The sequence below is a fragment of the Streptomyces gobitricini genome, from assembly GCF_039532985.1.
In the GTDB taxonomy this organism is placed as follows: domain Bacteria; phylum Actinomycetota; class Actinomycetes; order Streptomycetales; family Streptomycetaceae; genus Streptomyces; species Streptomyces gobitricini.
The window spans coordinates 203,733-215,732 of record NZ_BAAASR010000013.1 but is presented as its reverse complement, the minus strand read 5'-3'; the positions used below and the strand labels follow the sequence as shown (position 1 = coordinate 215,732).

11 protein-coding genes and 1 pseudogene are annotated in these 12,000 nt (G+C 74.4%); 5 read left to right on the top strand and 7 right to left on the bottom strand.

Annotated elements, in window-relative coordinates; translation table 11 throughout:
- Nucleotides 1-559 precede the first annotated feature (559 nt).
- Complete coding sequence (locus ABD347_RS10675; protein ID WP_344359488.1) at nt 560-1,234, bottom strand: DUF3000 domain-containing protein; 675 nt, start codon at nt 1,232-1,234, stop codon at nt 560-562.
- A gap of 91 nt (nt 1,235-1,325) precedes the next feature.
- Between ABD347_RS10675 and hemE the strand changes: the two genes are divergently transcribed.
- On the top strand, nt 1,326-2,390 hold the full coding sequence (gene hemE / locus ABD347_RS10670) for a uroporphyrinogen decarboxylase (RefSeq protein ID WP_344359485.1): 1,065 nt from the start codon (nt 1,326-1,328) through the stop codon (nt 2,388-2,390).
- 178 nt (nt 2,391-2,568) lie between these two features.
- Here hemE and ABD347_RS10665 read toward each other — a convergent pair whose 3' ends face one another.
- Complete coding sequence (locus ABD347_RS10665) at nt 2,569-3,966, bottom strand: FAD-dependent oxidoreductase (protein WP_344359483.1); 1,398 nt, start codon at nt 3,964-3,966, stop codon at nt 2,569-2,571.
- A gap of 10 nt (nt 3,967-3,976) precedes the next feature.
- On the bottom strand, nt 3,977-4,156 hold the full coding sequence (locus ABD347_RS10660) for a hypothetical protein (RefSeq protein WP_344359480.1): 180 nt from the start codon (nt 4,154-4,156) through the stop codon (nt 3,977-3,979).
- Nucleotides 4,157-4,293: 137 nt separating this feature from the next.
- On the opposite strand from ABD347_RS10660, the gene hemG reads away from it, so the two are divergent.
- A complete protein-coding gene (gene hemG, locus ABD347_RS10655; RefSeq protein WP_344359477.1) occupies nt 4,294-5,781 on the top strand; it encodes a protoporphyrinogen oxidase in 1,488 nt (495 codons plus the stop codon).
- 4 nt (nt 5,782-5,785) lie between these two features.
- The gene (gene hemQ / locus ABD347_RS10650; RefSeq protein WP_344359474.1) at nt 5,786-6,499 is read left to right on the top strand and encodes a hydrogen peroxide-dependent heme synthase; all 714 of its coding nucleotides are present in this window, start codon (nt 5,786-5,788) and stop codon (nt 6,497-6,499) included.
- Between the two features lie 232 nt (nt 6,500-6,731).
- Here the strand turns inward: hemQ and ABD347_RS10645 are convergent, their stop codons facing one another.
- The 4 genes from ABD347_RS10645 to ABD347_RS10630 form a co-directional block, all read right to left on the bottom strand.
- Nucleotides 6,732-7,727 (bottom strand): TIGR04222 domain-containing membrane protein, encoded by a 996-nt coding sequence (locus ABD347_RS10645; protein ID WP_344359472.1) that lies wholly within the window; start codon nt 7,725-7,727, stop codon nt 6,732-6,734.
- Nucleotides 7,724-9,253 carry an MbnB/TglH/ChrH family RiPP precursor modification enzyme gene (locus ABD347_RS10640; protein WP_344359469.1) on the bottom strand — a complete coding sequence of 510 codons (1,530 nt, stop codon included), beginning with the start codon at nt 9,251-9,253 and terminating at the stop codon, nt 7,724-7,726. The genes ABD347_RS10645 and ABD347_RS10640 overlap by 4 nt, the downstream gene beginning before the upstream one ends.
- A gap of 91 nt (nt 9,254-9,344) precedes the next feature.
- Nucleotides 9,345-10,109 (bottom strand): DUF4142 domain-containing protein, encoded by a 765-nt coding sequence (locus ABD347_RS10635; RefSeq protein ID WP_344359852.1) that lies wholly within the window; start codon nt 10,107-10,109, stop codon nt 9,345-9,347.
- A gap of 99 nt (nt 10,110-10,208) precedes the next feature.
- The gene (locus ABD347_RS10630; RefSeq protein ID WP_344359467.1) at nt 10,209-10,877 is read right to left on the bottom strand and encodes an aminoacyl-tRNA hydrolase; all 669 of its coding nucleotides are present in this window, start codon (nt 10,875-10,877) and stop codon (nt 10,209-10,211) included.
- 70 nt (nt 10,878-10,947) lie between these two features.
- On the opposite strand from ABD347_RS10630, the gene ABD347_RS10625 reads away from it, so the two are divergent.
- Both ABD347_RS10625 and ABD347_RS10615 read left to right on the top strand, forming a co-directional pair.
- A complete protein-coding gene (locus ABD347_RS10625; RefSeq protein WP_344359465.1) occupies nt 10,948-11,625 on the top strand; it encodes an AIM24 family protein in 678 nt (225 codons plus the stop codon).
- A 190-nt stretch (nt 11,626-11,815) separates the two neighbouring features.
- Nucleotides 11,816-12,000, top strand: a pseudogene (locus ABD347_RS10615) (hypothetical protein); the annotation flags it as partial.

Here is a 12,000-nt window from a genome sequence, read left to right as displayed (position 1 = left end):
GTCCCGGCGCCCCGGACGGCGACGGCGGTTGTAGGCGGCGACGGGAGGGCACGGGCGGCGGCGCGCGGCTCGCGGTGCGCGGGCGGCGGTGTGGGTTCCGGCGCGCCGGTGGCTCGGTACCGGCCGTGCGGCGTGCGGTGGCACCCCGCTCGCGGGCCGGTCCGCCGCCGGCGGGCTTCCCGGCCCGGTGGATGCCCAGGGTGGCGGTGGGCGTCGGCGGTTCGTCGGGACGGCGGCCACGGGGCGGCGGCCGACCCGCTCGAAGGAGGTCGGGCCCGAGCCGGTGGTGGCCGCGGAGCCGATCGACGCCCCGCGCCGGGTGCCGTCACCGCCCCCGCGGCGACGGCACGGTCGACGGACGGGCCCGGGCGGTGCGGACCTGGCGGCGGCGCGGCGCCGGCGGGCCCGGTCGGCGGCGCGGCCGCCGAGGGGCTCCCGGGCCCGGCGGAAGGCCGGTACCGGTGGGCGGGGCGGGCAGGCCGGGCGGGCGGGCCGGTGCGTGAAGCAGGGGCAGGGGCCGCCGCCGGGCCCCGGTGGGGGCACCTTCGCGGGCGGCGCCCTACGGGTGCTGCGGGCCGCGGCGCTGGGGGAGCGAGACCACGGCCGCCGAGCCCGGGTCCAGGGGCCCCGGGGCGGACGGCGGGAGGCCCGCGATCTGGCACAGCAGGTCGCACCAGGCCGCCAGGTGCGCCCCCGTGTCGGGCACCCCGCCCCGGCCCTCGCGCGGTGTCCAGGACGCCCGGATCTCGATCTGCGTCGCCGGGCGGCGGTCGGAGAGTCCACCGAAGTAGTGAGACCCCGCACGGGTGACGGTGCCCGACGCCTCCTCGAACGGCAGGCTCCGCGCCTCCAGCGCGCCCGTCAGCCACGACCAGGACACCTCGGGCAGCAGCGGGTCGGCCGCCATCTCCGGCTCCAGCTCCGCGCGCACCAGCGTCACCAGCCGGAAGGTGCCCTGCCAGGCGTCGTGTCCGGCCGGGTCGTGCAGCAGTACCAGGCGGCCGTCCGCCAGGTCCTCGTCGCCCTCGACGACCGCCGCCTCCAGGGCGTACGCGTAGGGGGCGAGCCGCTGCGGAGGCCTGGACGGTTCGACCTCGATCTCCGGCCGCAACCGCGTCCCGCGCAGCGCGTCCACCGCCAGCCGGAAGGCGGACGGGACGGAGGTACCCTCCCCTTCGGTCGTTCCCTCGGCGTCGTCGGAGTGATCGGAGAACTGTCCCTGAGCCGCAGCCATGCGGGGAAGAGTAGGCGGAAGGACGGCCCCGCGCGGGGAGGGACACCCGCACCACGCCAGCCGCTTGGCCGTACATGCGAAGATTCTGGGCGTGAGTGCCATTGACAGCCCTTCGGGCCAGCAGACGAAGACCTACGACTCCGCGTTCATGAAGGCGTGCAGGCGCGAGCCCGTGCCGCACACGCCCGTGTGGTTCATGCGGCAGGCGGGACGGTCGCTGCCCGAGTACCTGAAGGTCCGCGAAGGCATCCCCATGCTGGAGTCGTGCATGCGGCCCGAGCTGGTAACGGAGATCACGCTCCAGCCGGTGCGGCGGCACAAGGTCGACGCCGCGATCTTCTTCAGCGACATCGTGGTCCCCCTCAAGGCCATCGGCATCGACCTCGACATCAAGCCGGGCGTCGGCCCCGTCGTCGCCGAACCGATCCGGCGCCGCGCCGACCTCGACCGGCTGCGCGCCCTCACGCCCGACGACGTCCGCTACGTCACCGAGGCCATCGGCATGCTCACCGGTGAGCTCGGCACCACCCCGCTGATCGGCTTCGCGGGCGCGCCCTTCACCCTCGCGAGCTACCTCGTCGAGGGCGGTCCGTCCCGCAACCACGAGCACACCAAGGCTCTCATGTACGGCGACCCCGAGCTCTGGGCCGACCTGCTGGACCGCCTCGCCGACATCACCGCCGCCTTCCTGAAGGTCCAGATCGAGGCCGGCGCCTCCGCGATCCAGCTCTTCGACTCGTGGGTCGGCGCCCTCGCCCCCGCCGACTACCGCCGCTCGGTCATGCCCGCGTCCGCAAAGGTGTTCCGGGCCGTCGAGCAGTACGGCGTACCGCGCATCCACTTCGGCGTCGGGACCGGCGAGCTGCTCGGCCTCATGGGCGAGGCGGGCGCCGATGTCGTCGGCGTCGACTGGCGCGTCCCGCTGGACGAGGCCGCCCGCCGCGTCGGCCCCGGCAAGGCGCTCCAGGGCAACCTCGACCCCGCCGTCCTCTTCTCCACCCCCGAGGCGGTCGAGACCAAGACCCGCGAGGTCCTGGACGCCGCCGCCGGGCTGGAGGGTCACATCTTCAACCTCGGCCACGGCGTCCTGCCGACCACCGACCCGGACGCCCTGACCCGCCTGGTCGAGTACGTCCACACGCGCACCGCGCGCTGACGACGCGGCCACCGGGCGGCGACGCCCACCGGCGCGATCCGGCCCGTCCCGTCGAACGACACCGTCACCGGTGACCCGTCCGGCAGGCCGGCGCCGATCGCGGCCGGTGGGCGACGGGCGGATCGGCAGGCCGTGGTGACGCGACGTCCGGTCCTCACGCCCGCGCTCGACCCCGGCCCTACGCGCCCGCGTTCCGCACCGCCGCCACGGCCTTGCGGGCAGCGACCTGGACCGGGTCCCACACCGGTGAGAACGGCGGGGCGTAGCCCAGGTCCAGTGCCGTGATCTGCTCGACCGTCATCCCGGCCGTCAGCGCCACCGCCGCGATGTCCACCCGCTTCGCCGCGCCCTCGCGGCCCACGATCTGGCAGCCCAGCAGCCGGCCCGTCCGGCGCTCGGCCAGCATCTTGACCGTCATCGGGGCGGCGCCCGGGTAGTACCCGGCCCGGCTCGTCGACTCCACCGTCACCGTCACGAACCGCAGCCCCACCGCCTCGGCGTCCTTCTCGCGCAGCCCGGTGCGGGCGATCTCCAGCGAGCACACCTTGCTGACCGCCGTCCCCACGACACCCGGGAACGTGCCGTACCCACCCGCCACGTTGGAGCCGATGACCTGGCCGTGCTTGTTGGCGTGCGTGCCCAGCGGTATGTGCCGCTCACGGCCCGAGACCAGGTCCAGCACCTCCACGCAGTCGCCGCCCGCCCAGACCTCCTCCCGGCCGCGCACCCGCATCGACAGGTCGGTGAGCAGCCCGCCGTACTCGCCGACCGGCAACCCGGCCTCCCGCGCCAGGGTCGTCTCCGGTTCCACGCCCATGCCCAGCGCGACGACGTCCGCCGGATACTCGCCGTCCTCCGTGGCGACCGCCCGCACCCGGCCCCCGTCACCCGTCAGGATCCCGGTGACGTCCGCGCCGCCGACCGTGGTGATGCCGAGGCCGTCCATCGCCTCCCGCACCAGCCGCCCCATGTCCGGGTCCAGCGTGGACATCGGCTGCTCGCCCCGGTTCAGGACGGTCACCTCGTAACCGCGGGTGAGCAGCGCCTCGGCCATCTCGACCCCGATGTACCCGGCGCCCACCACCACCGCGCGCCGCTCCGGCCCGCCGTTCAGCCCGGTCAGCGTGTCCAGCAGGGCCTGCCCGTCGTCCAGCGTCTGCACCCCGTGCACGCCCGCCGCGTCGATGCCCGGCAGCGGTGGCCGCACCGGACGGGCGCCGGTCGCGATCACCAGCTTGTCGTAGCCCTCCCACGACTCGGCGCCCGACTCCAGGTCCCGCACCCGCACCCGCCCCCGGTCCAGGTCGAGTTGGGCCACCTCCGTCCGCAGCCGCAGGTCGATACCGCGCTCGCGGTGCTCCTCCGGGGTGCGGGCGATGAGCCGGTCCGGCCCGTCGACGTCACCGCCGACCCAGTACGGGATCCCGCACGCCGAGTACGAGGTGAAGTGCCCCCGCTCGAACGCGACGACGTCCAGCTCGCCCCGGCCCCTCAGCCGGCGGGCCTGGGACGCGGCGGACATGCCGGCCGCGTCCCCACCGATGATCAACAGTCGTTCTCGTCCCAGCTGTCCCATGCGGACCACGCTACGACGCGGCACCCTCCGGACCCGTACGTTCCTCCTGGCTCCCGGGCCACTTCGTGGCCGTCGCCGGCGCGTCCCCGACGTCCGGTACGCCGTCGTCCCGCTCCCCGGCGGGCTCCACGTACCCGGCGAGCGTGAGCGAGGCGGTTGGCAGCGCGGCCGCGAGCCTGTGACGGGACACGCCCGTCAGCTCTCCGGTTGCTCACGGCGAATCGTGTGCCGCCGGTCGGACGAACAGGGTGGGGGGCCGGTCGCCGGTCCACGGCTCACCGACAGGTCACGGTCGGCACGCGGAACGGCGTTTGAGAGAGTGGGGACATGAACGCGGACACAGGCGACACCTCCAGAGGCGGCCACGTCGTCGTCATCGGCGGCGGGATCGCGGGCCTCGCCGCCGCCCACCGGCTGGCCGTCGCCGGGCGGCGCGTGACGCTGCTGGAGGCCACCACCCGGCTCGGCGGCAAGCTTCACGCGGGCGAGATCGCGGGCACCCGCGTGGACCTCGGCGCCGAGTCGATGCTCGCCCGCCGCCCCGAGGCGACGGACCTCGCCCGCGCCGTCGGCCTCGGCGACCGCCTCCAGCCGCCCGCCACCGCCAGTGCCTCCGTCTGGACCCGCGACGCGCTCCGGCCGATGCCCAAGGGGCACGTCATGGGCGTCCCCGGTGACGCCGCCGCCCTCACCGGGCTGCTGTCCGCAGAAGGGCTCGCCCGTATCGAACACGAGAGGGACCTGCCCCCCGCCGACCCGGCCGCCCTCGGCGACGACGTGGCCGTCGGCCGCTATGTGGCCGACCGCCTCGGCCGCGAGGTCGTCGACCGGCTCGTGGAACCGCTCCTCGGCGGGGTGTACGCGGGCGACGCCTACCGCATCTCGATGCGTGCCGCAGTCCCCAAGCTCTTCGAGGCCGCCCGCTCCCACGGCTCCCTCACCGCTGCCGTCCGCTCCCTCCAGCAGGAGGGCCGCCGGCAGACCGGGCCCGCCTTCATGGGTATCGCGGGCGGTATCGGCACCCTGCCGGGCGCGGTGGCCGACGCCATCACCGCGCGGGGTGGCGAGATCCTCACCGACACGCCCGTCCACGCCCTCATCCGGCACGCGGGTGGCGACACCGGCCGCTCCGGCGGGTCCGGTGCCCGCGCCGGGGGCTGGGACGTCCGTACCGGCGACCGTGTACTGCGCGCCGACGCCGTCATCGTCGCGACCCCGGCCTGGTCCGCCTCCGAGCTGCTCGCCATCGAGTCCCCGGCCGCCGCCGCCGAACTGGCCACCGTCGAGTACGCCTCCATGGCCCTGGTCACCCTCGCCTTCCGGCGCGCGGAGCTCGAAAGGGTACTGCCCGCGGGTTCCGGCTTCCTGGTCCCGCCCGTCGACGGCCGCACCATCAAGGCGTCCACCTTCTCCTCCCAGAAGTGGAAGTGGACCGACGAAGGCTCCGACGACCTCGTCGTCCTGCGTACCTCCGTCGGCCGGTACGGCGAGGAGGAGTACCTGCACCGCGAGGACGCCGACCTCGTGTCCGTCTCCCTGACGGACCTCGCGCACGCCACCGGGTTGGCCGCCGCGCCCGTCGCCACCGAGGTCACCCGCTGGATCGGCGGTCTGCCCCAGTACCCCGTCGGCCACCTCGCCCGGGTCGCCCGCATCCGTGACGCCGTCGCCAAGCTGCCCGGTCTGCGGGTCTGTGGAGCCGCCTACGACGGCGTCGGCATCCCCGCGACCATCGCGAGCGCGCGGCGCGCGGCCGACGAGATCCTCGCCACGCCGACCCTGGCGCATGGCACCCAGAGTGACGAGCGAGAATAGCCCCATGAGTGCGCCCGAAAAGATCCCGAACGCCGGTAAGAAGGCGAAGGACCTCAACGAGGTCATCCGCTACACCCTGTGGTCCGTCTTCAAGCTGCGCGACGTCCTGCCCGAGGACCGGACCGGTTACGCCGACGAGGTCCAGGAGCTGTTCGACCAGCTCGCCGCCAAGGACGTCACCGTGCGCGGCACGTACGACGTGTCCGGTCTGCGCGCCGACGCCGACCTCATGATCTGGTGGCACGCCGAGACCTCGGACGCGCTCCAGGAGGCGTACAACCTCTTCCGCCGCACCAAGGTCGGCCGCGCGCTGGAGCCGGTGTGGTCCAACATGGCGCTGCACCGCCCCGCCGAGTTCAACCGGTCCCACATCCCGGCGTTCCTCGCCGACGAGACGCCGCGTGACTACGTCTCGGTGTACCCCTTCGTGCGCTCCTACGACTGGTACCTCCTGCCCGACGAGGACCGGCGCCGGATGCTCGCCGACCACGGCAAGATGGCCCGCGGCTTCCCGGACGTGCGCGCCAACACGGTCGCCTCGTTCTCGCTCGGCGACTACGAGTGGATCCTCGCCTTCGAGGCGGACGAGCTGTACCGGATCGTGGACCTGATGCGTCACCTGCGTGCCTCTGAGGCGCGGATGCACGTCCGGGAAGAGGTCCCGTTCTACACCGGCCGGCGCAAGTCGGTCGCGGACCTGGTCGCGGGTCTCGCCTGAGGGCCCCGACCTGACCGGCCCGGTGACGGGCGGGCGCCGTTCCTCGACGGACGCCGCCCGCGCGTCACCCACCGACCCGGAAGATCAGACGGCGGGCGCGCGCCCGCCGCTCCAGCGACACCGGGTCCGGCTCCGGGTGCGGCGCGCGGCCAGCGCGCCGCACCGGCGTCTTCTCACAGGACCTCCCGCCCCCGGGTCGTCCAGGCGGTACGTCGGCGGGTTGCGCCCCCGGTCAGTCGCCCCCGCCTCCGCCGCCTCCTCCTCCGCAACTGGACCCTCCTCCTCCGCAGCTGGACCCGCCGCCGCTGCCTCCTCCGCCTCCGCAGCCGGATCCGCTGCTGCACGCGGAGCTTCCTCCTCCACCTCCGCCGCAGCCGCCTCCGCAGCTGGATCCGCCCGTGTCGGCGCTCGCGCACCACACGGCGACCGTCGTGGTCACGAACAGCTCGTCCTGCTGCGTGCCCCCTCCGGAGCCCCTCCGGCCGGACAATCGCGCCGCCGCGAGGAGCTGCTCCCGCAGGACGGGGTCGGGCAGGGCGCGCAGCCCGTGCAGCGCCACCAGGTCCCCCGGCCCGATCAGGTGGGCGTGGGCCCGGCGGTACACGGCGACGGCCCGGCGGCCCGCTCCGGTGAGCCGGCGACTGCTGACGTTGGCGCAGATCAGCGCGGTCACCAGACCGGCGATCAGAGCGGGCAGCACCTTGACGACGAAGGGGAACGGGATGTCGTCGCCGAAGTCGGCGGTGGCGTACTCGGCGACGGTCGCCGCGACGGAGGCCATGAGGAGCAGGAAGCAGCAGACCGCCTGGACGTTGCCCCACCGCCGCCACGTGCGCCCCGCGTCGCGCGGCACGATCAGCCCGCGGTCGGCGAGCCGGTCGCCGATCTCCTGCACGGCGGGGTCGCGCATGGCGGCGAGCCGCACCGCGTGCAGGGCGCCGCTGGGCGCGACGGAGATCTGCCGCAGTACGGCGTGCTCGACGGGGTCGTGGGCGACGGCACGGACGACGTGCACGATGCCCGGCCCGCCGACGGCCACGCGGCCGTCCGCCGCGAGCGAGGCGAGTGCGGAGTCGACGACCCGGGCGGGCCCGCCGTTGAGGAACGCGGCCTCCACCCGGTGGTGGATGGGGCCGCCGGGGCCGCGCCGGTGGGCGGCCACGCCGTTGACGAGGAGGACCGAGGAGACGGCGACGGCGATGTGGAGGAGCAACGCGACGGCGTTCACGCGGCCCGCCTCCCGGCGAACGCGGCGCGGGCGGCACGTACCAGCCGGCCGGTCCGGCGCGGTGGCCGCGCCCCGGCGCGATCCCGCCACCATGCGGTGAGCCGTCGGCGGGCGCCGGGGTCCTCCGGGTGGCCGGCGATCAGGAGGTGCTCCGCGAAGTCGAGCGCGTCGCGCCGGTATCCGCCGCGCATGGGGCGGGACGCGGCGTAGGCGAGGAACGCGGGGCGGTACCCGCCGCCGAGGATCTCCGGCAGCTCGGGCGCGACCTTGGCGACGACCCCGGCCCGCTTGCCGGCCAGCGCCCGGGTCTGCACCCGCAGCCGCGTGTGGTCGAACCCCTCGGGTGCGGGCGTCCCGGCCACCAGCGCCGACAGCAGCGCGGCCTGCGCGATCCCCACCCGCTGCCGGACGCCCCCGGCCTCCGGCTCCGGCACGGACCGGTCCGCCCCGGCTGTCGTCCCGGCCCTCGCCCCCGCCCCGGCACAGCCGCCGGCTTCGGTAGCAGCATCGGCTTCTGTACCGGGTTCGATACCGGCACCGGCACCGGCACCGGCGCCAGCACCAGCACCGGCTTCGCCACCAGCACAGCCGCCGGTTTCGGCATCAGCCCCCGCTTCGGCAGCGGCACCAGCACCGGCTGCAGTACCAACACCGGCTGCGGCACCGGCACCAGCGCCGTCGGCCGAGGCCCTCGGGCGTATCGCCGCGCTCCGCACCGTCGCGCGGATCGCGGCGAGTTCCCCCGCCAGGTCCTCCGCCGGCGGGAAGTCGTCGTCCCGCTCCAGCAGCACGCCCGGCGGGGTGGCCCGGGAGGCGAGATCCGACAGGATGTCCAGGACCGCGGGGGGCACCGGGTGGGCGTGGCTGTCGTGCCAGACGCCGTCCCGCTCGATACCGCCCGCCACGTGGACGTACGCGACGGCCTCGACCGGCAGCTCCGCCAGGGCCTTGGCCGGGTCCTCGCCCCGGTTGACGTGGTTGGTGTGCAGGTTCGCCACGTCGATCAGGAGGCGGGCACCCGTGCGCTCCACCAGCTCGGCCAGGAACTGCCCCTCCGTCAGCTCCTCACCCGGCCAGGAGAACAGTGCCGCGATGTTCTCCAGCGCCAGCGGCACCGGAAGCGCGTCCTGCGCGATGCGGACGTTCTCGCACAGCACGTCCAGCGCGTCCCAGGTACGCGGGACCGGCAGGAGGTGACCCGCCTCCAGGGCGGGCGACGCGGTGAGCCGCCCCCCGGCCCGTACGAAGGCGATGTGCTCGGTCACCAGCGGGGCCCCCAGCGCCGTGGCCTTCGCCGCCAGCTCCGCGAGCCGCCCCTCGTCCGGCCGGTCCGCGCCGCCCAGGCCCAGCGACACGCCGTGCGGGACGACCGTGACACCCCGCTCGCGCAGCCGCAGAAGGGAGTCGGGGAGGTGGCCGACGCAGATGTTCTCCGCGACCACCTCCACCCAGTCCACCCCGGCCAGCCCCTCCACCGTGTCCGCGATCTCCGGACGCCAGCCGATGCCGGTACCCAGTTCCCCCATGTCCCCCTCCTCCTGTGTCGATCGGAGGGGTGATGGCCCCGCGAGAGGAACCCCGAAACGGGAGAACCGCAGTTCAGAGCTTGATTTGAGGTTACGGGCGGATCGTGTTGACGGCCGTCGGAGGGCCGGGTTGCGTCGAGGGCCGGGAGGTGAACGACTGGTCCGTACCGGACGGCACCGCCGGGGACGGAGCGGGCGGAAGGTTCCCGTTGGGCGCGGGCGGACCCGACGGGCTCGCGGTCGCGTTCCCCGCCGCCTCGTCGGCGATCGCGTCGAAGTCGACCTTGCCCGTCGCCTCCAGCATCGTGATGTGGTCCAGCACCGTCTGGTTGGCATCGCTCGCCAGCTGCCGTATCAGCGTGTTGCGCGTGGTGTGCCGTACCTGGGCGATGAGGCCGAACACCTTGCCGTGCGCGTTGCGCAGCAGGTTGGCGAACTTGCGCTCGTACTCCTCGCCGCCGGCCGCCGACAGTTCCCGCAGCCAGCCCTGTTGCTGCTCTGTCGGCTGGTTGGGCAGCTCCACCCCCAGCTTCGCCGCCACGTCACGCGCCCGCTGGTCGAGGTCGGTGTGGCCGACGACGAGGTGGTCGCCCGCGTCCTTGATGGCCTGGCTGGGGGCACGCTCGATGGCCTGCTGACCGGCCGGCAGTTCCCAGAGCCCCGCCAGCCGCACCTTCACCAGGAAGTCGCGGTCCGTCGCCGACAGCGGCCCCCACTGGGTCGCCACGGTCGACGCGTTGAGGTTGGCCTGGCCGGTCCCGGACCGGTCGGCGTACGACCAGACCGGGAACGCCAGCGCGCCGACCGTGACGACGAGGGCCGCGATGATGAGTGTCGAGCCGTTGATGCGTCGCAACAACAAGGTGGTGCCTCCCGAACCTGATGGCATTACTGGGAGGTACGTATACAGGGACGGGCTCGTTCAGTCGCCCCGCGCCGGAAATCGGAGCCCCCTTCAGCGGCCCCGCGCGGGGAAGTCGGCGACCACCGTGCAGGACCCGGGAGCGATCTCCGTGAAACCCGCGTCCCGGACCAACGGGCGCCCCGAGGCGGTCAGTCCGGTCCACCGGCCGGGGCCCGCCGTGCGCACCGCGAGCGGGAAACCGGCGGCCCGCCAGGTCTCGCGGTCCTCGTCCGTCATCGCCCGCCACAGCAGCTGGGCGCCATGGCCGACCTGCGCCATCTCCTTGCCGGTGGACATCCGCAGGTCCGGGTTGAGCCACAGCAGCGCCTGCCCGGGGCGCGTCCCGGCCGGCTCGCCGGTGTCGTCCAGTTCCGTGCCCGACACCTGGAGCTTGGCCAGCTCCTTGGGCCAGCCGTCCAGCGGGACGGGCGGGAAGACCCGTACCTCCGCCGAGGCGCCCGTGACCGTGATGCCCGGCAGCTGCGAGGCCCTGCGCCATTCCGTCCCGCGCGCCCGGCGCACCACCTTGCGGATCCGCGCGTCCTCCCAGGCCCGTACGGCGCCGGCCCATTCCCCGTCACCGAGCGAGCGGTCGTCCGACAGCATGACCAGCACCGCGCGTGCGGCGGTCTCCAGCGCGTCGGTACGGGCCGGGGGCTCGGCGCGCTCGATCCGGACGACGAGGGGGAGGACGAACTGGGGGGCGTCGTTGCTGCTCACCAGGACAGTCTGCCAGCCCGCCCGGGGGCCGTTCTTGGCGGAATGGGTAGTTCCGGGACACGATGCCCGCATGAAAAGCGATCTTTTCGCGTCCGAGAACATGGCGCAGCAGGCGACGGTGCCCGGCATGACCCTCCAGAACGCGAAGTCGGTCAAGTACGCCGTCAACGGTGAGATGCACGCCCGGCAGGGATCGATGATCGCCTACCGGGGCAACCTCCAGTTCGAGCGCAAGGGGCAGGGCCTGGGCGGCATGCTCAAGCGCGCCGTCACCGGCGAGGGCCTGCCGCTGATGGCCGTCCGCGGGCAGGGCGAGGCATGGTTCGCGCACGAGGCCCAGAACTGCTTCATCATCGACGTCGAGCAGGGCGACGCGCTCACCGTCAACGGCCGCAACGTCCTGTGCTTCGACGCGACCCTCTCCTACGACATCAAGACCGTGAAGGGCGCCGGGATGACCGGCGGCGGTCTCTTCAACAGCGTCTTCGCCGGGTACGGCAAGCTCGCCGTGATCTGCGACGGCAGCCCCCTGGTCATCCCGGTCACCACCAACCAGCCCGTGTACGTGGACACCGACGCCGTCGTCGGCTGGAGCGCCCAGCTGAACACCTCGCTGCACCGGTCCCAGTCCCTCGGCTCGATGATCCGGGGCGGGTCCGGGGAGGCCGTGCAACTGATGCTGCAGGGCGAGGGTTTCGTGATCGTACGGCCCAGCGAGCTGACCCCCGAGAAGGCGAAGCAGTCCTGAACCGCGAGCAGTGGGCCGCCGTTACGGCCTGAACCGGCCCCTGGGTGCTGCCGGACGCCCACCTCGGCGTCCCCGCCGGCACCCCGGTCCGGATCGAGGGCGCCAACGGCAGCGGGTAGGCCGCCTTGCTGCGGCCGGCCGCCGGGATCGACGCCCACCCTCGCCGAGCCTGCTCGCCGCGGCGGTCCGCGTGCTGGTCGGGGCGGCGGTCGGCGCCCTGCTGACCCGCCCGCAGGTGCCGTCGCGCGGCTGGTCGATCGCGGCGGTCACGGCGGCGGCGCTGCCGGCCCTGGTGCCCACCGGATCGCCCGCCACCACGCCGTCGCCGCCCTGGCCGCCGGCGACCTCTCCGGCTCGGACCCGCAGCCGCAGCCG

Excerpts from the sequence above, each read along its gene's own strand:
- hemG (WP_344359477.1), top strand. The coding sequence starts at position 4,294 with ATGAACGCGGACACAGGCGACACCTCCAGAGGCGGCCACGTCGTCGTC.
- ABD347_RS10665 (WP_344359483.1), bottom strand. The coding sequence starts at position 3,966 with ATGGGACAGCTGGGACGAGAACGACTGTTGATCATCGGTGGGGACGCG.
- hemQ (WP_344359474.1), top strand. The coding sequence starts at position 5,786 with ATGAGTGCGCCCGAAAAGATCCCGAACGCCGGTAAGAAGGCGAAGGAC.
- ABD347_RS10625 (WP_344359465.1), top strand. The coding sequence starts at position 10,948 with ATGAAAAGCGATCTTTTCGCGTCCGAGAACATGGCGCAGCAGGCGACG.
- ABD347_RS10640 (WP_344359469.1), bottom strand. The coding sequence starts at position 9,253 with ATGGGGGAACTGGGTACCGGCATCGGCTGGCGTCCGGAGATCGCGGAC.
- ABD347_RS10675 (WP_344359488.1), bottom strand. The coding sequence starts at position 1,234 with ATGGCTGCGGCTCAGGGACAGTTCTCCGATCACTCCGACGACGCCGAG.